The organism is Pedococcus sp. P1_H8 (assembly GCF_056405175.1).
In genome coordinates, this window is record NZ_JBFUCP010000003.1 from 249300 (window position 1) to 272193 (window position 22894).

General features: G+C 70.8%; 22 protein-coding genes. 16 read left to right on the forward strand and 6 right to left on the reverse strand.

Features of this window, described 5'->3' with window-relative positions; all coding sequences use genetic code 11:
* Nucleotides 1-40 precede the first annotated feature (40 nt).
* The 8 genes from AC1DYG_RS04685 (at nt 41) to AC1DYG_RS04720 (ending at nt 8371) form a co-directional block, all read left to right on the forward strand.
* Nucleotides 41-1405, forward strand: a complete 1365-nt coding sequence (locus tag AC1DYG_RS04685; protein WP_477638729.1) for an ABC transporter substrate-binding protein — start codon at nt 41-43, stop codon at nt 1403-1405.
* The gene (locus AC1DYG_RS04690) at nt 1405-2346 is read left to right on the forward strand and encodes a carbohydrate ABC transporter permease (RefSeq protein WP_477638730.1); all 942 of its coding nucleotides are present in this window, start codon (nt 1405-1407) and stop codon (nt 2344-2346) included. The genes AC1DYG_RS04685 and AC1DYG_RS04690 overlap by 1 nt, the downstream gene beginning before the upstream one ends.
* On the forward strand, nt 2346-3200 hold the full coding sequence (locus AC1DYG_RS04695) for a carbohydrate ABC transporter permease (protein WP_477638731.1): 855 nt from the start codon (nt 2346-2348) through the stop codon (nt 3198-3200). The genes AC1DYG_RS04690 and AC1DYG_RS04695 overlap by 1 nt, the downstream gene beginning before the upstream one ends.
* The gene (locus tag AC1DYG_RS04700) at nt 3197-4732 is read left to right on the forward strand and encodes a mannitol dehydrogenase family protein (protein ID WP_477638732.1); all 1536 of its coding nucleotides are present in this window, start codon (nt 3197-3199) and stop codon (nt 4730-4732) included. The genes AC1DYG_RS04695 and AC1DYG_RS04700 overlap by 4 nt, the downstream gene beginning before the upstream one ends.
* 4 nt (nt 4733-4736) lie before the next feature.
* Nucleotides 4737-5759, forward strand: a complete 1023-nt coding sequence (locus AC1DYG_RS04705) for an NAD(P)-dependent alcohol dehydrogenase (protein ID WP_477638733.1) — start codon at nt 4737-4739, stop codon at nt 5757-5759.
* A gap of 58 nt (nt 5760-5817) precedes the next feature.
* Nucleotides 5818-7233, forward strand: coding sequence for a xylulokinase (locus tag AC1DYG_RS04710; RefSeq protein WP_477638734.1), 1416 nt, complete (start codon nt 5818-5820; stop codon nt 7231-7233).
* Between the two features lie 157 nt (nt 7234-7390).
* Complete coding sequence (locus AC1DYG_RS04715) at nt 7391-7846, forward strand: MarR family winged helix-turn-helix transcriptional regulator (RefSeq protein ID WP_477638735.1); 456 nt, start codon at nt 7391-7393, stop codon at nt 7844-7846.
* Nucleotides 7847-7882: 36 nt separating this feature from the next.
* Nucleotides 7883-8371 (forward strand): cupin domain-containing protein, encoded by a 489-nt coding sequence (locus AC1DYG_RS04720; RefSeq protein ID WP_477638736.1) that lies wholly within the window; start codon nt 7883-7885, stop codon nt 8369-8371.
* On the opposite strand, the gene AC1DYG_RS04725 is transcribed toward AC1DYG_RS04720, so the two are convergent.
* Nucleotides 8356-9936: a PucR family transcriptional regulator gene (locus tag AC1DYG_RS04725; protein ID WP_477638737.1), complete on the reverse strand. Its 1581-nt coding sequence runs from the start codon at nt 9934-9936 to the stop codon at nt 8356-8358. The genes AC1DYG_RS04720 and AC1DYG_RS04725 overlap by 16 nt on opposite strands.
* A gap of 102 nt (nt 9937-10038) precedes the next feature.
* Between AC1DYG_RS04725 and AC1DYG_RS04730 the strand changes: the two genes are divergently transcribed.
* The 4 genes from AC1DYG_RS04730 (at nt 10039) to AC1DYG_RS04745 (ending at nt 14228) form a co-directional block, all read left to right on the forward strand.
* The gene (locus AC1DYG_RS04730; protein WP_477638738.1) at nt 10039-11307 is read left to right on the forward strand and encodes an NAD(P)/FAD-dependent oxidoreductase; all 1269 of its coding nucleotides are present in this window, start codon (nt 10039-10041) and stop codon (nt 11305-11307) included.
* Nucleotides 11308-11447: 140 nt separating this feature from the next.
* Nucleotides 11448-11747 carry a metal-sensitive transcriptional regulator gene (locus AC1DYG_RS04735; protein ID WP_477638739.1) on the forward strand — a complete coding sequence of 100 codons (300 nt, stop codon included), beginning with the start codon at nt 11448-11450 and terminating at the stop codon, nt 11745-11747.
* A 31-nt stretch (nt 11748-11778) separates the two neighbouring features.
* Nucleotides 11779-11997 carry a heavy-metal-associated domain-containing protein gene (locus AC1DYG_RS04740; RefSeq protein ID WP_477638740.1) on the forward strand — a complete coding sequence of 73 codons (219 nt, stop codon included), beginning with the start codon at nt 11779-11781 and terminating at the stop codon, nt 11995-11997.
* Between the two features lie 35 nt (nt 11998-12032).
* Nucleotides 12033-14228, forward strand: coding sequence for a heavy metal translocating P-type ATPase (locus AC1DYG_RS04745; RefSeq protein ID WP_477638869.1), 2196 nt, complete (start codon nt 12033-12035; stop codon nt 14226-14228).
* A 78-nt stretch (nt 14229-14306) separates the two neighbouring features.
* Here the strand turns inward: AC1DYG_RS04745 and AC1DYG_RS04750 are convergent, their stop codons facing one another.
* The gene (locus AC1DYG_RS04750) at nt 14307-15416 is read right to left on the reverse strand and encodes a lysylphosphatidylglycerol synthase transmembrane domain-containing protein (protein WP_477638741.1); all 1110 of its coding nucleotides are present in this window, start codon (nt 15414-15416) and stop codon (nt 14307-14309) included.
* 139 nt (nt 15417-15555) lie between these two features.
* On the reverse strand, nt 15556-15906 hold the full coding sequence (locus tag AC1DYG_RS04755) for a UBP-type zinc finger domain-containing protein (RefSeq protein WP_477638742.1): 351 nt from the start codon (nt 15904-15906) through the stop codon (nt 15556-15558).
* Between the two features lie 88 nt (nt 15907-15994).
* On the opposite strand from AC1DYG_RS04755, the gene AC1DYG_RS04760 reads away from it, so the two are divergent.
* Nucleotides 15995-16492 (forward strand): DUF427 domain-containing protein, encoded by a 498-nt coding sequence (locus AC1DYG_RS04760; RefSeq protein WP_477638743.1) that lies wholly within the window; start codon nt 15995-15997, stop codon nt 16490-16492.
* 41 nt (nt 16493-16533) lie between these two features.
* Here the strand turns inward: AC1DYG_RS04760 and AC1DYG_RS04765 are convergent, their stop codons facing one another.
* Nucleotides 16534-17460 (reverse strand): hypothetical protein, encoded by a 927-nt coding sequence (locus AC1DYG_RS04765; protein ID WP_477638744.1) that lies wholly within the window; start codon nt 17458-17460, stop codon nt 16534-16536.
* A gap of 10 nt (nt 17461-17470) precedes the next feature.
* Nucleotides 17471-18391, reverse strand: coding sequence for an amidohydrolase family protein (locus tag AC1DYG_RS04770; protein WP_477638745.1), 921 nt, complete (start codon nt 18389-18391; stop codon nt 17471-17473).
* Nucleotides 18392-18481: 90 nt separating this feature from the next.
* Here AC1DYG_RS04770 and AC1DYG_RS04775 point away from each other — a divergent pair, with 90 nt between their 5' ends.
* The 3 genes from AC1DYG_RS04775 (at nt 18482) to AC1DYG_RS04785 (ending at nt 22426) form a co-directional block, all read left to right on the forward strand.
* Nucleotides 18482-18952 (forward strand): VOC family protein, encoded by a 471-nt coding sequence (locus AC1DYG_RS04775; RefSeq protein WP_477638746.1) that lies wholly within the window; start codon nt 18482-18484, stop codon nt 18950-18952.
* 163 nt (nt 18953-19115) lie between these two features.
* Nucleotides 19116-20603, forward strand: coding sequence for a DHA2 family efflux MFS transporter permease subunit (locus tag AC1DYG_RS04780; protein WP_477638747.1), 1488 nt, complete (start codon nt 19116-19118; stop codon nt 20601-20603).
* Between the two features lie 182 nt (nt 20604-20785).
* Nucleotides 20786-22426: a glycoside hydrolase family 13 protein gene (locus tag AC1DYG_RS04785; protein WP_477638748.1), complete on the forward strand. Its 1641-nt coding sequence runs from the start codon at nt 20786-20788 to the stop codon at nt 22424-22426.
* Here AC1DYG_RS04785 and AC1DYG_RS04790 read toward each other — a convergent pair.
* The gene (locus tag AC1DYG_RS04790) at nt 22423-22845 is read right to left on the reverse strand and encodes a VOC family protein (protein WP_477638749.1); all 423 of its coding nucleotides are present in this window, start codon (nt 22843-22845) and stop codon (nt 22423-22425) included. The two genes, AC1DYG_RS04785 and AC1DYG_RS04790, sit on opposite strands and share 4 nt — an antisense overlap.
* Nucleotides 22846-22894: the final 49 nt, after the last annotated feature.

Genomic DNA, 22894 nt, shown 5'->3' on the forward strand with positions numbered 1-22894 from the left:
CAGTCAAACTGACGCCGTCAATGGCGACGGAGGAGGACGCGTGCGAAGTCGAAACTCCAGGGCCCCGCTGGTCGCGGGGGCGACCGGCCTGGCGCTCAGCCTGTCGGCCTGTGCCGGGTGGGGCGGTGGCGGCGTAGGAGGCGGTGGCGCGGACAGCATCAACGTCCTCATGGTCAACAACCCCCAGATGGTCGACCTGCAGAAGCTGACGGCCGACAACTTCACCAAGGAGACCGGCATCCGGGTCAACTTCACGGTGCTGCCCGAGAACGACGTGCGGGACAAGATCAGCCAGGAGTTCTCCAGCCAGGCCGGCCAGTACGACGTGGCGTCGTTGAGCAACTTCGAGATCCCCATCTATGCCAAGGCGAAGTGGATCGCCCCGCTCGACTCCTACCTTGCGTCGGACACCGAGTTCGACCAGGCCGACATCCTCAAGTCGATGACCACCTCGCTCTCCAGCGAGGGCAAGGTCTACGGCGAGCCGTTCTACGGGGAGTCCTCCTTCCTCATGTACCGCAAGGACGTCCTCGCTGCGAAGGGCATCACGATGCCCGCCAAGCCCACCTGGCAGGAGGTCGCCGACATCGCGGCCAAGGTCGACGGGGCCGAGCCCGGCATGAAGGGGATCTGCCTGCGCGGCCAGCCCGGGTGGGGACAGCTGTTCGCTCCGCTGACGACGGTCGTCAACACCTTCGGTGGCACCTGGTTCGACAAGGACTGGACCCCCGGGGTCGACGCGCCCGAGTTCAAGGAGGCCGTGCGCTTCTACGTCGACCTCGTGCGGGCCCACGGCGAGAAGGGCGCACCCCAGGCCGGCTTCACCGAGTGCCTCAACAACCTCGTCCAGGGCAACGTGGCCATGTGGTACGACGCCACGTCTGCCGCAGGATCGCTCGAGGCGGACGACTCCCCCAACAAGGGCAAGTTCGGCTACGCCCCCGCTCCCGTGGTGAAGACCGACTCCTCCGGCTGGCTCTACGCGTGGTCCTGGTCGATCCAGCAGGCCAGCGCGAAGAAGGACAACGCCTGGAAGTTCATCTCCTGGGCCAGCGGGAAGAAGTACGAGAACCTCGTGGGCAGCAAGGTCGGCTGGACCAGCGTCCCGGCCGGCAAGCGTGCCTCGACCTACCAGAACCCCGCGTACCTCAAGGTCGCCTCGGCCTTCGCAGACCCGACCAGGGCGGCCATCGAGGCCGCCGACCCGGAGAACCCCGGAGTGCAACCCCGGCCCGCGATCGGGATCCAGTTCGTCGACATCCCCGAGTTCCCCGATCTCGGGACCCAGGTCAGCCAGGACGTCAGCTCGGCGATCGCCGGCAAGACGTCGGTGGACGACGCGTTGAAACGGGGCCAGCAGCTCGCCGAAGACGTCGCCGAGCGCTACCAGGCAAGGGGGCAGTGATGTCGTCCACGACCGCCGCCAGAACCGCGACCGGCACCGGGCCGTCGGCACCGAGCAAGGCACTCCAGCGCTCGGGCGACTGGGCCCGCAGGGCGCCCCTGCTGCCAGCGCTCATCTTCACGATCCTGATGACCCAGCTGCCCTTCGTCGCGACGATCGTCATCTCGTTCATGAACTGGAACGCCTACTACCCCGACGAGCGCGGCTTCGCCGGCGTGGACAACTTCGCCAGGGTGTTCACCGACACCAACACCCGCAAGGCGGTGTGGGTCACCATCCTGCTGACCGTCTCGGTCGTCCTGATCTGCCTGGTGCTGGGCCTGGGCATCGCCCTGCTGCTCGACCGCAAGTTCCGCGGGCAGGGCGTGGTGCGCACGATGATGATCACGCCCTTCCTCATCGTTCCCGTGGCTGCGGCCCTGCTGTGGAAGCACGCGCTCTACAACCCCGAGTACGGCCTGTTCAACGGACTGCTCAAGACGCTCTTCGGGGACAGCGCCCCGCAGCCGGACTGGATCACCAACAACCCCCTGGCCGCCATCATCGCCGCGCTGGTGTGGCAGTGGACGCCGTTCATGATGCTGATCCTGCTGGCAGGACTCCAGAGCCGACCGCTCGACGTCGTCGAGGCCGCCCGCATCGACGGAGCCAGCGGCTGGCAGATCTTCAGGTCCATGACGCTTCCCCACCTGCGCCAGTACATCGAGCTGTCCGGCCTGCTGGGGGCGATCTACGTGGTGCAGAACTTCGACCACGTCTTCACGATCACGTCCGGCGGCCTCGGCACGGCCAACCTGCCGTACTTCATCTACCAGACCTTCTACACGGCGCAGGACTACGGCCGTGCGTCGGCTGCCGGCGTCGTCGTGGTCATCGGCACGATCATCATCGCGACCGCCGCGTTGCGGACCGCGTTCAGCCTGTTCCGGGAGGATTCCTGATGAGCGCCACCACCACCCCAACGCAGGAGATCAACCACGCCAAGCCTCCACGCAGCGGCGTGATCCTGTCGGCCGCTGCGTGGATCGTGGGCATCCTGTTCGCACTGCCCGTGCTGTGGATGGTCCTCACGTCCCTGCACAACGAGAACGACGCGGCCAAGAACCCACCCGACTTCTTCGCCCCCCTCTCGCTCGACGGGTACCGCTCCTTCTTCGACGCCGGCCCCTGGCCACCGTTGCTCAACTCGCTGACTGCCAGCGTCCTGTCCACCATCCTCGTGCTGCTGCTCGCGTTCCCCGCGGCCTACGCGCTGTCGATCCGTCCGGTGAAGAAGTGGACCGACGTCCTGTTCTTCTTCCTGTCGACCAAGATGCTCCCGATCGTGGCCGGCATCCTGCCGCTGTACCTGTTCGCGCAGAAGGTCGGGCTGCTCGACAACATCTGGTGGCTGATCCTGCTGTACACCTCGATGAACCTCCCGATCGCGGTGTGGATGCTGCGCTCGTTCCTCGCGGAGGTGCCCGTCGAGATGCTCGAGGCCGCCTCGGTCGACGGGGCGAGCCTGACCAGGACGCTCAAGGACATCGTCGCCCCCGTCGTGATGCCGGGCATCGCCTCGGCCGCACTGATCTGCTTCATCTTCAGCTGGAACGAGCTGCTTCTCGCCCGGGTCCTGACCAGCACGGTGGCGGGAACGGCGCCGGTGTTCTTGACTGGCTTCGTGACCAGCCAAGGCCTGTTCCTCGCCAAGGTGTGCGCTGCGTCCTTCGTCGTGTCCCTGCCCGTCCTCGCCGCCGGGTTCGCGGCCCAGGACAAGCTGGTGCAGGGCCTGTCGATGGGCGCGGTGAAGTGACGGAATCCGCTCCGGTCGCCACCTCCCCCAAAGCACTGTCCCAGAACACCGTCGGTGAGCTGGGAGAGGAGGTGGGCCGGCCGGCATACGACCGCTCGAAGGTCACCGCGAGCATCGTGCACTTCGGCGTGGGCGGCTTCCACCGCGCCCACGAGGCGATGTACCTCGATGCGCTGATGAACAAAGGCTTGGCCCTCGAGTGGGGGCTCTGCGGCATCGGCGTGCTGCCCCACGACCGCAGGATCATCGAAACCCTGCGGGCCCAGGACGGGCTCTTCACGCTCATCGTGAAGCACCCGGATGGCCACCGCGAGCCGCGCGTGATCGGCTCCGTCGTCGACGTGATGTTCGCGCCCGACGACCCCAAGGCCGTGGTCGACCGGCTCGCCGACGACCAGACCCGGATCGTCTCGCTGACCATCACCGAGGGTGGCTACCTCGTCAACCAGACGACCGGCGACTTCGATGCGTCGGACCCGTCGATCCAGGCCGACCTGGCTGCCGACTTTGCCGGCGGGGGTTCTCCCGCAACGGTTTTCGGGTTCATCACGGCAGGGTTGGCCCGCCGGCGCAGCGAGGGGCGCGCGCCGTTCACCGTGATGAGCTGCGACAACCTGCCCGACAACGGCGACGTCGCCAGGCGGATGATCTGTGCCTTCGCCCGGCTCAAGGACCCAGCGCTCGCGGACTGGATGGAGGCCGAGGTGGACTTCCCCAACTGCATGGTCGACCGGATCACGCCGGTGACGGCCGCGCAGGACATCGAGCGGCTGGCGGAGGACTTCGGCGTCGCCGACGCCTGGCCGGTGGTGTGCGAACCGTTCACCCAGTGGGTGCTGGAGGACCGCTTCGGGCAGGGCCGTCCGCCGTTCGAGGAGGCCGGCGTCCAGATGGTCGACGACGTCGTGCCCTACGAGCTGATGAAGCTGCGGCTGCTCAACGCCAGCCACCAGGCGCTGTGCTACCTCGGCTACCTCTCCGGCTATCGCTACGCCCACGAGGTGTGCCAGGACCCGCTGTTCGCGTCGTTCCTGTTGTCCTACATGGAGCGCGAGGGCAGCCCCACGCTTCCCGGGGTGCCCGGGGTCGACCTCGACGCCTACCGCCACCAGCTCGTCGAACGGTTCGCCAACCCAGAGGTGCGAGACACCCTCGCCCGGCTGTGCGCCGAGTCCAGCGACCGCATCCCCAAGTGGCTGGTGCCGGTCATCAACGCCAACCTGCGCAGCGGCGGTGAGATCGAGCTGTCCGCGCTGGTGGTGGCCTCCTGGGCTCGCTATGCCGAAGGCGTCGACGAGCAGGGCAAACCCATCGAGGTGGTCGACCGTCTCAGGGAACGCGTGATGGTCGCGGCGGCCAGGCGGCAGGACGACCCGCTCGCCTTCCTGCGCGACCGCGACCTGTTCGGTGACCTGGCCGACGACGAACGGTTCGCCGCGGCATACCTCCACGCCCTGGACCGGTTGCACACCCTGGGGGCACGGGCGACGCTGGAGGCCTGGAGCGCCACGGCAGGCGCCGGAGAAGGGTGAGCCGATGCGCGTCGCAGTGCTGAACCGGCCCGGCGACGTGGAGGTGGTCGAGCGGCCCACACCCACCCCTGCCGCCGACGAGGTCCTGGTCCGGGTGCACGCCGTCGGCGTCTGCGGCTCCGACACGCACTACTTCGACCACGGCCGGATCGGACGCTTCGTCCTGGAGTCGCCACTGGTCCTCGGCCACGAGGCGTCGGGGGTCATCGAAGCCGTCGGCCACGACGTGGACAGCGCCCGGGTGGGCCAGCGCGTCTCGATCGAGCCCGGGGTCCCGTGTCGCGCCTGCGAGCAGTGCCTGGGCGGGCGCTACAACCTGTGTCCTGACATGCGGTTCCACGCCACGCCCCCGGTCGACGGGTCGCTCGCCGAGCTCGTGACGATCCACCACGCCTTCGCCCACGCGGTCCCCGACTCGGTGAGCGACGAGGCCGCGGCGCTGCTCGAACCCCTCTCGGTCGGGGTCTGGGCCTGCCGCAAGGGTGGGGTCGGCCCGGGTTCGCGGGTGCTGGTCACCGGTGCCGGACCGATCGGCCTGGTGTGCGTCCAGGTGGCCCGGGCCTGCGGTGCCAGCGAGATCGTCGTCGCCGACCTCAACGAGCAACGGCTGCTCGTGGCGATCGACCTCGGCGCGACGCGCACGATCGCCTCCGGCGACCAGAGCATCACCGCCGGGTATGCCGGTCGGCCGGGTCCCGAGGTGCTCCTCGAGTGCTCGGGGCACCCCGGCGCAACCGGGGAGGGCATCCGCGCACTGGCTCCGGCCGGACGGGCGGTGCTGGTCGGGATGGGTGGCGACGAGCTGCCCCTGCCCCTGTCCGTCGTCCAGGAACGCGAGCTCGTCGTCACGGGCACCTTCCGCTATGCCGGGACGTGGCCGACCGCGATCGCCCTGGCGGCCTCGGGCCGGGTCGACCTGGAGCGGCTCGTGACCGGTCGGTTCCCGCTGGCCGAGACGGCGGCTGCGCTGACCGCGGCCCGTGACACCCCCGGTGCGATCAAGTCCGTCATCACCCCGCAGCTCTGACCCTGCGGACACAGCATCATCGACCCAGCGGACGCAGCACCATCGACCGGAGGAACCCATGCCCGACGCCCCACGCACCCTCGTCGCCGGGGTCGACTCGTCCACGCAGTCGACCAAGGTCGTGGTCTGTGATGCCGCGACCGGCGAGATCGTGCGGAGCGGCCGCGCACCACACCCCGAGGGCACAGAGGTCCACCCCGACCGCTGGTGGGAGGCGTTCGGGACGGCGACGGCCAACGGGCTGCTCGACGACGTGGCCGCCATCTCGGTGGGCGGCCAGCAGCACGGCATGTGCGCCTTGGACGAGTCCGACGAGGTCGTGCGCGACGCGCTCCTGTGGAACGACACCCGCTCGGCACAGGCCTCACGGGACCTGGTCGAGGAGCTGGGGGCGGCCGCGTGGGTGGAACGCACGGGGTCGGTGCCTGTGCCGAGCTTCACCGTCACCAAGGTCCGGTGGCTGGCCGAGCACGAGCCGCAGAACGCCGCCCGCGTCGCCCGGGTGGTCCTGCCCCACGACTGGCTGACCGGTCAGATCCTCAAGCAGGGCAACGCTTTCGACGCTCACGTGACGGACCGCGGCGATGCCTCTGGAACGGGGTACTTCTCGCCGGCCGAGGGGGTCTACCTGCCTGACCTCCAGCGGCTCGCCTTCGGACGCGAGTTCGGCACGCCCCGCGTGCTCGGGCCGTCCGAGGCAGCCGGCACCACGGAGGCTGGCGTGGTCGTCGGACCGGGCACGGGTGACAACGCCGGCGCCGCCCTGGGCCTCGGGTTGCGTCCCGGGGACGTGGTGGTGTCGTTGGGCACGAGTGGCGCCGTGTTCGCCGACTGCCCCACCCCGGTCAAGGACCCCCGCGGCGACGTGGCCGGTTTCGCCAGCGCCTCGGGAGGGCACCTCCCCCTGATGTGCACGCTCAACGCCGCCCGGGTCCTGACAGCGGCAGCCCAGCTCCTGGGCACTGACCTGGCCGGCCTGGACCGGCTGGCCCTGAGCGCCGAGCCCGGCGCAGGCGGGCTGACCCTCCTGCCCTACCTCGACGGGGAGCGCACGCCCAACCTACCCGAGGCCACGGGCACGCTCGGCGGCATGACTCGCGCCAACACGACCCCGCAGAACCTCGCCCGGGCCGCGGTCGAGGGGATGCTCGCCAACCTCGTCGCGGGGGTCGACGACCTGCGCAACCTCGGCATCGCGGTCCGGCGGGTGCTGCTCATCGGCGGGGCCTCCGCCTCGGAAGCCGTGCGTGCGGTGGCACCCGGCCTGTTCGGCGTGCCGGTCGCCATCCCCGCGCCGGGTGAGTACGTCGGGCTCGGCGCCGCCCGGCAGGCCGCGTGGGTCCTCGGCGGCGCACCGGAGCCGCCCTCGTGGGAGGTGCGGACAGAGACGACCCTGGACCCACCATCCGACGGCCGCGGCGCCGAGGTCCTGGCCCAGTACGCCGCCCTGCTGGGGGCCCTCCACCAGCGCTGAGCCCCGTCGCCGCTCAGCCCCGATGCGCCGCCGCAAAACGGTGGTTGCTCGGGGAAACGGGTCCCACAGACCCCGTTTTGTCGAGCAACGGCCGTGTTGCGGGGCATCGACTTAGTTGCAGGCGCGGATTGTTGCATGTGCGGGCTATGATCGGTCCATGGGAATCGCAGACGACGCCGTCGAGATCCGCGCCCAGGGCTGGCGGACCCTCGCCGCGCTGCACGGGCTGATCGAGTCCTCCCTCGAGCGTGAGCTGACCAGCTCCCACGACCTGTCCGTCGTGGAGTTCACCGTGCTCGACGCGTTGTCGCGCCAGGACGGCTGGCACATGCGGATGTCGCAGCTGGCCAGGGCCGCCGCCCTGTCCAACAGCGCGACCACCCGGCTGGTCAACCGGCTGGAGGACCGCCAGCTGATCCGGCGCATCCTGTGTGCCGATGACCGGCGCGGCATCTACACCGAGCTCACCCCAGCCGGCGTCGCGCTGCGTGACGCGGCCCGGCCGACCCATGACCGCGTGCTCGAGCAGGCCCTCCGCCAGGCCGAGGGGACTCCAGAGCTGGCTCCCCTCGTCGACGCGCTGCACCGCCTCCCCACCCCCGTCACCGTCTGACCTGCGTCCGCCATGACGACGGGGCAGGATGCTGGCATGAGCTATCCACCGCCCCTGTACGACGGCAGCACCGGCGAGGTCAGCGCGACCATCCGACTGAACGACGCGACGCCAGATGTCATCTACCCCAACGGAAACCGGGTCCACTACCTGTCGACCGGCGACTCGACCGGACGGCTCTTCGGCCTCTACCGCTGGGAGTTCGCGGGTCCGCCGAGCGGCCCGGACTCGCATTTCCACAAGACCATCGCCGAGTCGTTCTACATCCTGTCCGGCGAGGTCAGCATCTTCGACGGAGCCCGCTGGAACGTCACCCGGGCAGGCGACTACGCGCACGTCCCACCGGGCGGCCTGCACGGCTTCCGGAACGAGTCAGGGCCGGCGTCGATGCTGTTGCACTTCGCTCCGGGCGCGCCTCGGGAGGGCTACTTCGAGGGACTGGCCCGCGTCGCCGCCGGCGAGACGATGACCGAGCAGGAGCGCGACGAGTTCATGCGGTACCACGACAACTACTGGGTGGACTGAGGCGCCGCCAGCTTGCCGGCACCCATCAGCGCGGCCAGCTGCAGGCGGGTCGCGAGCCGGACCGTGGCGTCCTCCAGGTCGAGCCCGGCGAGGTCGGCGATGCGGGCCATCCGGTAGCGCATCGTGTTGGGGTGCACGTGGATCGACCGCGCCGCCGCGGTCGGTGACCCGGGGTGGTCGAGCCAGGCGGCGAGGGTGCGCAGATGGTCGCTGTGGTGCTCGGTGTCGTGGTCGCGGAGCGCCGCCAGTGGTCCGAGGAGATCCCCCGTCAGGGTGCTCGCGGCCCGCGCCACGGTGACCTCGGCCCACACCTCCTCGTGCGCCACCACGGAGTCGTCCGCACCCACGCCACCGCCCCGCCCGCCCGAGCCGCGCAGCCCTACGACACGGTCGGTCTCCTGCGCCTCGCCTCGCGAGCGCTCCAGCTCCCCCGGCCCGTATGCCGTGCGGCCCGCTCGCGCCGTCAGCGCCACCGCCTCGTCGCGCGCCTGGGCGACCACGGAGCTCAGCCAGACCCAGGTACCCGGGGAGCCGTCCTCGGTGTCTCGGACCACGGCATACCCACGCCCGTCGAGGTCGGCGAGCAGCGGCTGGTTCCACGCGTGCCGACGACAGACCGACTCCCACAGGTCGAGCAGGCGGACGGGGTCGCCCTCGCCCCCGAGGGCGACGACCCGCCACGGGCCGGGGGGCAGCCAGTCCTCCGCGCCGGCGACGTTGCCGGACAGGACACCGCGCAGGCGGTCCGCCGCCACGCGACGTGAGAGGTCTGCCTGGGCGCGCAGGCGCAGGAGGTGCAGTGCGACCACCGAGGAGGTCTGGACCAGCTCGCTGACGAGGGCTGCGGGCGGGCGCTCCTCCACCACGGCCCAGATGGAGCCCAACCACTCGCCGCCGGCGCGCACGGGGATGACCAGCCGAGGTTTCGTGCCTCCGGAGGCCGGGACGTAGACAGGGTCCGCCGACCGGGCCAGCCGCCGGAACACGCCTTGGGCACGCAGGGTCGCGAGCACCTCGTCCGGCACCCGGCGGCCGACGATGGTCGACACCCGGGCGGGGTCCGCGAGGTCCTGGCGCGAGGAGTAGGCAAGCACCCGCGACTGGGCGTCCTCGATCGTGACGGGGGCGTCGACCAGTGCAGCGGCGGCGTCGGCAAGGGCGAACAGGTCGTCCTGCACGGGTGCGTCGTCGCGCCTCCCGGGTCCGACCGCCGCCCGGTCGATGACCCCGCGCAGCAGCCAGACGAGGTGGGCCCAGGACGCCTGCTCGGCGAGCTCCACCAGGGCGATCCCGCTGCGCCGGGCCCGGTCGCGGACGGTGCGTCGGCGGGCGATGCTCCGTCGCAGCACCACACCTCCTGCGCCGGCCGACGCAGCACGGCGCACGAGGTCGGCTGCGGCCTCCGCCGACTCCACGCCCACCCCCAGCACGAGGTCACCGGGCTGACCCACGATCCCCTGACCCGGTTCGGCGATGGTGAGGTCGTCGACCTCGGCGCCGTCACGCTCCACGCCGAGGGCGAGGAGGCCACCGAGGGTGGCCACGAGGTCGGTGACGGCGAGCACCTGTCCAGCCTCTCGCGGCTTGTGTCGCGGACACAAGTAGGAAGGTGAGATTCGTGCCGCTGGGACAAGGCGGCATACCCGGTGCGCTGTCACTCTCGATGCATGGCTCCCATCACCGCAGCAGGTCTCCCCGTCCCCCAGCGCGTCGCCGTCGTCGGCGCCGGCATGGTCGGTCTGTCCACCGCCTGGTTCCTCCAGGAGCACGGTGTCGAGGTGACCGTCCTCGACCGCCAGGGTGTCGCGGCGGGTTCGTCGTGGGGCAACGCCGGCTGGCTGACGCCGGGCATCGCGACGCCGCTGCCCGAGCCTGCCGTGCTGAAGTACGGCCTGCGCGCCGTCCTGTCGCCGTCTTCGCCGGTCTACGTGCCGCCGAGCGCCGACCCCAAGTTCCTCAAGTTCGTCACCGGCTTCACCCGGAACTCGACGATGAAGGCCTGGAAGAAGGCCATGGGATCGCTGGTCCCGGTCAACGACCTGTCGCTCGAGAGCTTCGACCTGCTGCGTGACGGCGGCGTCCAGGCCGACACCCGTGAGGCCAAGTCGTTCCTCGCGTCGTACCGCACCGAGGCCGAGCGGGTGACCCTGCTCGAGGAGATCGAGCACATCCACGCCGCCGGCCAGGACATCGAGTTCGACGCCCTCACCGGCGACCAGGCCCGCGCCATCGAGCCGAGCCTCTCCGACGAGATCGGCGCGGCCATCCTGCTCAAGGGGCAGCGGTTCATCGACCCGGGCTCCTACGTCCACGCCCTCGCCGACTCCGTGAGGGCTCGCGGCGGCAAGATCATGGACGCCTCGACGGTGGCCGACATCCGCGACACCGGCACCGGCGTCGTCGTCACCACGGCGCAGGGTTCGGTCGAGGAGTTCGACGCTGCCGTCCTCGCGACCGGCGCCTGGCTCGGCAAGCTGGCTCGTCAGTTCGGCGTGAAGAACGTCGTCCAGGCCGGGCGCGGGTACTCGTTCTCCGTGGCGATCGACCACGTGCCGAACGGCCCGGTCTACTTCCCGGCCCAGCGCGTCGCCTGCACGCCCATCGGTGACCGGCTGCGCGTCGCCGGGATGATGGAGTTCCGCAAGCCTGAAGCCGCCCTCGACCAGCGCCGCATCCAGGCCATCGCCGAGGCCGCCCGCCCGCTGCTGCGTGGCGCCGACCTCGACAACCGCCAGGACGAGTGGGTCGGTTCGCGCCCCTGCACGGTCGACGGCCTCCCGCTGATCGGCGCCACCAAGAGCCCCCGCGTCTTCGCCGCGGGCGGACATGGCATGTGGGGCATCACCCTCGGCCCGGTCACCGGTCGGCTCCTCGCCGAGACGATGGTCACGGGCAAGCAGGTCGAGCAGCTCAAGCCGTTCGACCCGATGCGCTGACCCCTCGCCTCCCCTCCACCCCCCCACTTCTGGCCACGGGTGTGACACGCCGACGGGATTTCCCGCCGTCCGTGCCACATCGGTGGCCAGAAGTCGTTGGCGGGGTTGACGGCATACCATAGGGGGGTATGGTGTGTGGCATGAGTGAGAGCGAAACGCACCACGGCTACCACGACCAGAAGGACAACCACCTCAAGCGGCTGCGCCGCATCGAGGGCCAGGTCCGTGGGTTGCAGCGGATGGTCGAGGAGGACAAGTACTGCATCGACATCCTGACCCAGGTGTCTGCGGCGACCAAGGCCCTGCAGTCGTTCTCGCTCGAGCTGCTGGAGGAACACCTCGGGCACTGCGTCGTCGACGCCGCCCGCAAGGGTGGACCCGAGGCGCAGGAGAAGGTCCGCGAGGCTTCCGACGCGATCGCCCGGCTCGTCCGGTCCTGACCGCCCGCGACACACATCCCGAGGAGACCCCATGAGCACCCAGAACTTCGCCGTCGACGGCATGACCTGCGGCCACTGCGCGAGCGCCGTCACCGAGGAGCTCACTGCCCTCGAGGGCGTCACCGACGTGCGCGTCGCCCTCGTGGCCGGCGGCACCTCCGCCGTCACCGTGGACGCGACGCGAGAGCTCACCCCCGCTGAGGTGGCGGCTGCCCTCGACGAGGCGGGCAACTACAGCCTCGTGCCGTGAGCGCCCCCAGCAGCGTCGAGCTCGTCATCGGTGGCATGACGTGCGCGTCGTGCGCCACCCGGATCGAGAAGAAGCTCAACAGGATCGAGGGCGTCACCGCGACGGTCAACTACGCGACCGAGAAGGCCAAGGTGACCTTTCCCGACGGCATCACGACCGACGTCCTCCTCGAGACCGTCGAACGCACCGGCTACACCGCCACCCTGCCGGTGCCCGATCCCGACGAGGCCACGAGCACGGAGCCGGACGGGACTGCGGCGCTGCGCCATCGCTTGCTGGTCTCTGTCGCGCTGGCTCTTCCCGTCGTCGCGGTGGCGATGGTCCCGGCGTGGCAGTTCCGCTACTGGCAGTGGGCTTCGCTCACGTTGGCCGCACCGGTCGTCTTCTGGGGTGGCTGGCAGTTCCACCGCGCGGCCTGGACCAACCTGCGGCACGGCCAGTCGACCATGGACACCCTGATCTCGGTCGGCACCCTGGCGGCGTTCGGCTGGTCCGTCTACGCACTGTTCTTCGGCACTGCCGGCACCCCTGGCATGACCCACCCCTTCCGGTTCACCCTCGGGCGCAGCGACGGTGCCGACACCATCTACCTCGAAGCCGCGGCGGGGGTGACCGCCTTCCTGTTGGCCGGTCGCTACGCCGAGGCGCGCGCCAAGCGAGCCTCGGGCGCCGCCCTGCGAGCGTTGCTGCAGCTGGGCGCCAAGGAGGTCGCCGTCCTGCGCGAGGACGGCGACACCAGCCGCGAGGAGCGCATCCCCGTCAACCAGCTGGCCGTGGGCATGCGCTTCGTCGTACGCCCCGGCGAGAAGATCGCGACCGACGGCACCATCGTGCAGGGCACCTCGGCGGTGGACGCGTCGATGGTCACCGGAGAGTCGGTGCCGGCGGAGGTCGGACCGGGCGACCCCGTCGTGGGCGCCACCGTCAACGCCGGCGGCCGGCTCGTCGTGCGGGCCACCCGGGTCGGCGGGGACACCCAGCTGGCCCAGATGGCTCGGCTCGTGGAGGACGCCCAGAACGGCAAGGCTGACGTGCAGCGCCTCGCCGACCGTGTCTCCGGGATCTTCGTGCCCGTCGTCATCGCGCTGTCCGCGTGCACCCTCCTCGTCTGGGTGGCCATCGGCGGCGGCTGGACCGCAGCCTTCACGGCGGCGGTCGCGGTGCTGATCATCGCCTGCCCGTGCGCCCTGGGCCTCGCGACCCCGACGGCCCTCATGGTCGGCACGGGGCGCGGCGCCCAGCTCGGCCTGCTCATCCGCGGACCTGAGGTCCTGGAGTCCACCCGTCGCGTCGACACCGTCGTGCTCGACAAGACCGGCACCGTCACCACGGGGCGGATGTCGCTGACCGAGGTCGTGCCCGCCGACGGCGAAGACGCTCAGGAGGTGCTGCGCCTTGCCGGTGCGCTCGAGGACGCTTCCGAACACCCCATCGCGCGCGCCATAGCCAGCGTCGCGCGCGAGGCCGGCGCCCTGCCGGTGGTCGAGGACTTCACGAACAGTGAGGGCCTCGGCGTCCACGGCACGGTCCAGGGCCACGCAGTGGTGGTGGGCCGGCCAAGCCTGCTCGCCGACTGGTCGGTGTCCGTCCCCGACGAGCTCGGGTATGCCGTGAGCGCGGCTCAGCAGCGCGGCGCCACGGCCGTGGTGGTCGCCTGGGACGGCGTCGCCCGGGGGGTCCTCGTCGTCGCCGACACCGTCAAGGACAGCTCGGCCCAGGCTGTCCGCGAGCTGAAGGCGCTGGGCCTGCACCCGATCCTGCTCACCGGTGACAACGCAGCCGCCGCCCGCGAGATCGCCGGCCAGGTCGGCATACAGGACGTCATTGCCGACGTGCTGCCCCAGGACAAGGTCGATGTCGTGAAACGCCTTCAGGCACAAGGCAGAACTGTCGCGATGGTCGGCGACGGGGTCAACGACGCCGCAGCCCTCGCCCAGGCCGACCTGGGTCTGGCCATGGGCACGGGGAGCGACGTGGCCATCGAGGCGAGCGACCTCACGCTGGTCCGCGGTGACCTCCGGTCAGCCCCCGACGCGATCCGCTTGGCGCGGCGCACGCTGGGCATCATCAAGGGCAACCTGTTCTGGGCCTTCGCCTACAACGTCGCCGCCATCCCCCTCGCCGCGCTCGGCCTGCTCAGCCCGATGATCGCGGGTGGCGCCATGGCGCTGTCGTCGGTGTTCGTCGTGACCAACAGCCTGCGCCTGCGCGGGTTCCGGCCCACTCCCTGAAGCCGTCGGCGCGCCCGCGCGAGTCTGAACGATCGTGGGGACCCTGACCCACAGGATCCTTCAGACTCGCCAGGGAGGTCAGGCGGCGGGGACCGGGCGGCGGCGCAGCGACCAGGCCAGCATCGACAGCCCGCCCACCGGGATCTCCATGCCGAAGATGAACGCCCGATAGAGCAGTACGCCCGCGGCGGCAACGGAGGGTTCGCCGTGGAAGGCCACCAGCACCCCGGTCATGCCGAGCTCGACGATGCCGGTCGCACCGGGCGTGATCGCCACCATGGTCAGGATGCGCTCCACGGCGAAGGCTGCCCCGACCACGGCCGGGTGCACCTCTGCCCCGACCACGCGCAGACAGGCCCAGAGGAGCACTGCCTGCAGCGCGGCATACGCGAGCTTGGCGCCGACCATCCGACCCCAGCCGGCGGCAACGAGCCCGGCGCTCTCGCGGCGGAACGACGCCGCCCGCTCGGCATACCCCTCGTCGGCAACGGGGAGGAACCGCACCCGCGCGACCACACGGTCGGCGCCACGGCCCAGCCAGCGCACGGCCCGGTCGTCGCGCGCGACGAGCCACACCATGGCGACGCTGCCCGTGAGCAGACCCAGCCCGATGTAGGCCGCGGTGCTGACGTTGCTGGACACCTCGACCCCGGCGACAGCGAGCCAACAGAGCGCGATACCGGGCAGGACGAACTTGAGCAGCGTGTCGACGAGGTTGGTCAGGACGGCCCACCGGGCGAAGGCGGGTGACTCGAAGCCCCACGACCGGGCCATCCGCCAGTTGGCCACGGTGCCCGCTGCGCCGCCCAGGGGCAGCAGGTTGGAGACGAAGGAGCCAGTCAGGTTGAGCATGAGGGCCCGGCGGTGCGACAACCCAGGCATGGCGGCGGTGAGGGCGGGGGTGTGCACCCACAGTCCAGCGATCCACAGCAGCGCGAGGACGGCGAGCTGACCGATCGACAGTCCCTTGAGCGCCGTGGCGATGTCGACCCACTCGGCACCAGCCACCTTGGGCAGGGCGATCGCCACGATGCCGGTGGCGAGGGCACCGGAGACGAGCAGCTTGGCGGCCCCCCTCCCGCCGCGACCGCCCCCCGGCGCGCGGCGGGCGACCCGAACCCGCGCGGTCAACGGCCGCAGTGGTGCGGTCATCGCCGTCGGCGGGAGCAGCTCGGTGTGGAGGGCCATACCTGAACCGTCCCGTGAACGGGCCGCCCCCCACATCCGGCAACGTACCTAGATGACCCCCGGAACCTGACTAGTCATCTCAGGGTCAACCCTGAGCGGGCCGACGCCTTCGGGCCGACACCACAGCAGCCCGGATCGCCTAGTGGATGTGCTGCTGCCAGTCGGCGGGGACCGCGCCCGCAGGGCCGGGAGTCGGCTGGTCCAGCGGGTGGTGAAGGGGCTCGGACAGTCGCGGACCCACGAACCCCCGGCCCTCACCGAAGTCCCAGAACCAGTCCTCCCCGGGTTCGAACGACCGGATCACCGGGTGGCCCGTCTCCTCGAAGTGGTGCGACGCGTGCTGGCTCGGTGAGGTGTCGCAGCAGCCGATGTGGCCGCACTGGGCGCAGCGCCGCAGGTGCACCCACCACCCTTGTGCTGCAAGGCATTCCACGCATCCGTCGCCGCTCGGGGCGACGCCCGGGTCGATGCCCGTCCGCTGCTGTGCCATCCGCCACCTCCATCTGCCATCGCCCGTCCGCCCAACGTACCTGCGGGCGCCCGGCTCCGCTCCCCGGGTAGGGGCCTAGCGTGAGGCCATGGCCCGACCCACCCCTGAACCCACCTCGCCCGGCCAGGAGTCGGCCTGGGACTACCCGCGGCCACCTCGGATCGAGTCCAGTGCGGAGACCGTCGAGGTGTGGCTCGGCGGCGTGCGCATCGCACGGACGACGGCGTCGTGGCGCGTCCTGGAGACCAGCCACCCGCCGACCTACTACCTGCCGCGCGACTCCTTCGTCGACGGGGCACTGCACCCGGTCGAGGGATCGTCGTGGTGCGAGTGGAAGGGTCAGGCCTCCTATCTCGACCTCGCCGGCGGCGGGGTGGTCGCCCCGCGCGCCGGGTGGTCCTACCCGCGGCCGACACCTGGCTTCGCCGTGATCACGGATGCGGTGGCGGTGATGCCGGGGCAGGTGGACCGGTGCGTCGTGGACGGCGAAGTCGTCCGCGCCCAGGCCGGAGGGTTCTACGGCGGGTGGATCACCGATCGCGTCGTCGGCCCCTTCAAGGGCGGACCGGGCACGCACGGGTGGTGACGGCTTCGGCCCTTGGCTGAGGGCCGGTCGCCGGCCACTCGTCAGTCGCGCCCCCGCGCCTCGTCCACCGCCAGCTGAGCGGTATGCCGCGTTGCCTCGGCCTGCTTGCGCGCCCGGACCGCGTCGGTGACCGCCTCCAACGCCCGTTCGTCGGCCTCGCGGGCCTTGGTGAGCTGGCGTTCGACGACGGCCAGCCGCTCCCGCGTCTCCTCCGCCCGTTCCCGTGCCGCGTCGACGGCGGCCTGTGCGTCGGCGAGCTGGCGCTCGGCAAGAGCCAACGCCTCCTCGAGCTCCTCTGCGGACGGCGCCTCGTCACTGTCACTGCGTGCGCTGCCCTCGCCGTCGTCCCAGTCCTGTCCCGCGCCGTCGGTGGAGTCGGCGTCACCGGCGCCCAAAACCCGGCCCGGGCCTCTGCCCGGACCCCTACCCCCCGGGAGGATGGTCAGGATCGCTCCCCCCGTCGTGCGCGCCACTGCCTCGGCAAGGTCTACCTCGCCGAACCCGCTGTAGGACAAGGCCCGCGTGAGCTGCCCCGACGTCACGGCGGCGGAAGCGCGCTCGTCGGCGAGCGCGGCGATCGCCGTCGAGCGGACGTCCTGCTGGGCCGCCGCGCTGAGGGTGCGGCCCGACCCGCCGACGGCCTCGGCGGCGGCGCGGACGAAGGAGTCCACGGCCGAATCTCGATCACCGCGCATGGCGGTGAGGGAGCCCGTGTCCATGCGCGACTGCGCCGCCCGCATCTGCACGCCGAGGTCGGTGAGTGCCGACACCACGTCCGGAGCCACGCGCGCCGTGAGGTTGACTGCCCAGGCCGCGAGGCTGGGTTTGCGGAGCTTGCCGATCTCGGCCGCGGCCTCGGCCTCGCCGCCCGCCTTGGCGGCGGCGACCAGCGCGGACCTCGCAGCCATGAACTCGTCGGGCGTCGCGGCATACAGGCTCTGCATGGCGGTGGCGAGCCGATCGGTCACGGGTGTCTCGTCAGGCAACCTGGTCCTCCAGTCCGAGCAGGCGGGCACCGTTGTGCCACAACACTTTGCGCATCCACTCGTCGCCCAGCCCGAGGCGGTGAAGGGCCTCGATCTGGTGTGCGTACGGATAGGGGATGTTGGGGAAGTCCGTGCCCAGCACGACGCGGTCACCCAGGGCCGCGAGCCGCCCGACGTAGGCCGCCGTCAGCGGCGCGAACCGGTTGCTGAAGTCGGTGCCGGCCATCGTCGTGTCGAGGTGCACGCGCGGAAAGGCCTCGACCAGGTCCGCGAACGCGTCGTACTCGTCCATGCCGAGGTGCGCGACGACCAGGGTCAGCTCGGGGTGCCGGTCGAGGACCGCCGCCACCGCCTTCGGGCCCGTGTAGGCGCCCTCCTTGGGCGCCGAGCCGGCGTGCAGGACGACCGGCGCGCCAGCCCGCTCCAGCGCGTCCCAGGCCGGGTCGAGCAGCGGGTCGTCCGGGCTGTAGCCACCCACCTGGACGTGCATCTTGAACAGCCGGGCTCCCGACTCCAGCGACCGCTCCACCTGCTCGCCGACCCCTGGCTCGGGGAAGAGCGTGGCGCAGTGGACTGCGTCGTCGACCCTGGCCGCGAAGTCGGCGCACCACTCGTTGAGCCAGGCCGCCATCCCTGGCTTGTGCGGGTAGACCAGCGCCGGGATGGCCCTGACGCCGAGGGCGCGAAGGGTCTCCAGGCGCGTCGGCTCGTCGTCGCGGTAGTGGATCGGCCACGCCTGGCCGTAGTTGCGCTCGGCCTCGTCGAAGTAGGCCCACACCTTGGCGAGCATCGGCTCGGGCAGGAAGTGCACGTGGATGTCGGCCAGACCGGGCACCCCGAGCGCCTGCCAGTAGGCCGGGACGTCCGCGTCGGCGCGCGGTGCGGTGAGCAGCGACGGAGGTGACGGGGTCACGGTGGCGACGCTACGGCATACCCGCCGATGAGTTTGCGCGCCGGCGGCGGTCAACACCTGCAGGACACGAACACACGAAAGGAGCACGTCATGCCACGCCAGTACGTCTGCCTGTGGTTCGACCGACAGGCCCAGGACGCCGCGGAGTTCTACACCTCGGTGTTCCCCAACTCGACCATCGGCACGATCGCCCGCTATCCGGAGGGCAGCGGCGATCGGGCCGGTGAGGTGCTGACGGTGGGCTTCGAGCTCGACGGGGTGCCCTACGTGGCGCTCAACGGCGGGCCGCAGTTCACCTTCGACGAAGCCATCTCGATCACGATCGACTGCAAGGACCAGGCCGAGATCGACCGCTACTGGGGGGCACTCAGCGCCGACGGCGGGGAGGAGGGTCCCTGCGGCTGGCTGAAGGACCGGTTCGGGCTGTCCTGGCAGGTCGTCCCCGAAAACTGGGACGAGATCGCGAGCGGTGACCCCGACCGCGCCGCCAAGGTCTTCGCCGCGATGATGACGATGCGCAAGCTCGACATCGCCACCCTCGAGGCAGCCGGCAACGCCTGACGGTCGGCCGCCAGCGCCCCTCAGGCCCTCCCACCTGCAGCGATGCCGCACCCGCCGAAAAGGGCGTGTGGGCTGTCAGTCCGCAGGTCTAGGATTTTTCCTGCGTCACGCACCGTTGCGGGGGAAGCGCGACGACTCACACCCGTTTCCGAGAGGACTCCCAGTGTCTGCACCTGCCACGACACCCGTGCTCTACCCCGAAAAGATCGATGCCGCCGTCCTGAAGGTCGCAGGCGTCGTCGTCCTCGGGGCCATCATGTCGATCCTCGACATCACCGTCGTCAACGTCGCGCTGCGCACCTTCCAGACGGCCTTCGGCGGCGAGCCGCTCGCCTACTCGACCGTCGCCTGGACGGTCACCGGCTACACGCTCGCCCTCGCCACGGTCATCCCGTTGTCGGGGTGGGCGGCCGACCGGTTCGGCACCAAGCGCCTCTACATGCTGGCGATCCTGCTGTTCACCCTCGGCTCGGTGCTGTGCGCCGCGGCCACGTCGATCGGCATGCTGATCGGCTTCCGGGTCCTGCAGGGCCTCGGCGGCGGCATGCTGATGCCGCTGGGCATGACGATCATGACTCGCGCCGCCGGTCCCGCCCGGATGGGCCGCCTGATGGCCATCCTCGGCGTGCCGATGCTGCTCGGCCCGATCTTCGGCCCCATCCTCGGCGGCTGGCTGATCGACCACTTCAGCTGGCACTACATCTTCCTGATCAATGCGCCGATCGGGCTCGTCGCCCTGGTCTACGCCGGGTTCGCGCTGGCCAAGGACAACCCGCAGCCCTCCGAGTCGTTCGACTTCGTCGGCATGCTCATGATGAGCCCCGGCCTGGCCTTGTTCCTCTATGGCGTCTCGTCGATCCCCGGCGAGGGCGGCATCGGCCACGCCAAGGTGCTCGTGCCGGGCTTCATCGGCCTGGCGCTGATGGTCACGTTCGTGTTCTACAGCTTCCGGCCCAGGCACCCCCTCCTCGACCTGCGGCTGTTCAAGAACCGCAACCTGGCCGTCTCGACGATCACGATGTTCATCTTCGCGGCGTCGTTCTTCGGCGGGCTGCTGCTCGTGCCCCAGTTCCTCCAGCAGGTGCAGGGCGAGACGCCGCTCAACGCCGGCTGGCTGGTGGCGCCGCAGGGCGTGGGCGCCATGCTCACCATGCCGATCGCCGGCACGTTGGTGGACAAGTTCCCTGTGGGGCGGATCGTGCCCTTCGGGTTGGTGCTCATCATCGGGGGCATGTTCGCCCTGACCCAGATCGAGGCGGACTCCTCGCACTGGGGCTTCCTCATCCCGGTGCTGTTCGTCATGGGACTGGGCATGGGCGGCACGATGATGCCCATCTTCACCACCGCCTTGAAGACCCTCACCCACCACGAAGTGGCCCGTGGGTCGACGCTGCTCAACATCACCCAGCAGATCGCGAGCTCGGTCGGCGTGGCGCTGTTCTCGGTGGTCCTGACCAACGCCCTCAAGGACAACCCGCCGTCCAGCCCGGCGCAGGCCCCGGTCGCGGCTGCGGGCGCGTTCGCGCACACCTACTGGTGGGCCGCGATCCTGGTCAGCCTGACGCTGATCCCGGCGTACTTCCTGCCACGCAAGCAGGAGAAGTCGCACCTGCTCGACGAGCAAGGCGTGCCGCCTGTGGTGGTCCACTGACGCCGACTTCACGGCCCCCGTCCGCGGGCCTTAGACCGCCAGCGCATCGGCGTCCGACCCCACCGGGTTGGGCGCCGATGCGCTGGCGGCGCCGTGTTCTTGGCGACTGGCACCGCCGGACCAGCCCCGGCGGACCAGCCCTGTCGGAAGCAGCTCCGAGCCACTAGGTTCAGCGTGTGGCCGTGGACCAAGAGCCGTCCCCCTGGTGGCGCTCCGCTGTGATGTACCAGGTGTACCCGCGCAGTTTTGCCGACGGGAACGGCGACGGCGAGGGTGACCTGCAGGGCCTCCGGGCCAAGCTCCCCTACCTCGCCGACCTCGGCGTCGACGGGCTCTGGATCTCGCCGTGGTTTCCCTCGCCGATGGCTGACGGAGGCTACGACGTCAGCGACTTCCGCGGCATACACCCGATGTTCGGGTCCCTGGAGGACGCAGACGCGGTCCTGAGCGAGGCGCGGGCGCTCGGCCTGCGCGTCATCATCGACCTCGTCCCCAACCACACCTCCGACCAGCACCCGTGGTTCCTCGCGGCTCTGGCTGCGGGGCCGGAGTCGTCGGAGCGCGCGCGCTACTTCTTCCGCGACGGCCGCGGCGACCACGGCGACGAACCCCCGAACAACTGGATCAGCGCGTTCGGCGGTCCGGCCTGGACGCGGATCGCCGAGGCGGACGGTTCGCCGGGGCAGTGGTACCTGCACCTCTTCGCCCCCGAGCAGCCCGACCTCGACTGGAGCAACGAGGCGGTGCTGGACGACTTCGACGACGTGCTGCGGTTCTGGTTCGACCGAGGCGTCGACGGGCTGCGCATCGACGCGGCGCCCGCCATGTCCAAGAAGGCCGGACTGCCCGACGCCGACTACGGCGGGGTGCTCCAGTTCCGCACCGTCGACTGGGACGACAACCCGCACTGGGACGTCGACACGGTGCACGACATCTTCCGTCGCTGGCGAGCCATTGCCGACACCTACGACGGCGACCGGGCGTTCGTGGCCGAAGCCGTCGTCAGCACCCCGGAGCGGCTGGCCGCCTACCTGCGCCCCGACGAGATGCACACCGCGTTCAACTTCCCCTACCTCAAGGGACCGTGGGAGGCCGGACCGCTGCGCCAGGTCATCGACGACACGTTGTCGTCCTTCGCGCCGATCGGGGTGCCGTCGACCTGGGTGCTCACCAGCCACGACGAGACCCGCCCCGTCACCCGCTACGGCCGCCCGACGACCAGCTCGTACTTCATCAGCGACGGCGAGGGCGAGGTCTCCGACCCGGTCCTCGGGACGCGACGCGCGCGGGCAGCTGCGATGGTCATGCTCGCGCTGCCCGGAGGTGCGTACATCTACCAGGGCGAGGAGCTCGGGCTACCCAACGTCGACGACCTGCCCGACGAGGTGCTGCAGGACCCGATGTTCCTGCGCAGCGGCGGCGTGATGCGCGGGCGCGACGGCTGCCGGGTGCCGTTGCCGTGGAGCGGGCAGGAGCCGCCCTTCGGCTTCTCCCCCGACGGCGTCACGCCATGGCTGCCGCAGCCGCCGTCGTGGAGCGCCCTCACCGTCGAGGCCCAGGATGGCGACCCCGCGTCGATGCTGGCGCTCTACCGCGAGGCGTTGCGGCTGCGTCGCGAGATCGACGGCCTGCATGCCGCGGGGCTGGCGTGGCGCGAGTCCCCACCAGACGTCCTCGACTTCGACCGCGGTGAGGCGCTGCGCTGCGTCGCCAACCTGTCGGGGACGCCGGTCGAGCTGCCCGTGGACCGGGTGCTGCTCTCGAGCGTCCCGCTCGAGGACGGGCTGCTTCCCACCGACGCGACGGCCTGGCTCCGCCCCTAGGCAGGGGTCCCGGCGATGTTGACCATCCAGCCGATGCCGAACTGGTCGGTGCACATGCCGAACTCGTCGCCCCACATCTGCTTCTCCAGCGGGACCGAGACAGTGCCGCCGCCCGACAGCTTGTCCCAATAGCCACGGAGCTCGTCGCCGTCGTCGCCGTCGTCGCCAGAGAGGCTGACCGAGATGTTGGTGCCCGGGGTGTAGTCCATGCCGGGCGGGGTGTCGGCGGCCATGATGGTGAAGCCGGCAGGGGTCTTGAGGTTGCCGTGCATGATGCCGTCGGCGCCCGGCTGGCTGGGGTCGCCGTACTCGCCGAAGGTGCTCACCGTCAGCTCGCCGCCGAAGGTCTCCTGGTAGAACTCCAACGCCTGGCGGGCGTTGTCCTGGAACGAGATGTAGGGGTTGAGGATCGAGGCCATGACGCGCTCCTGGGTGAGAAGGGAGGGAGGCTTCGCAGACTAGCGCCGA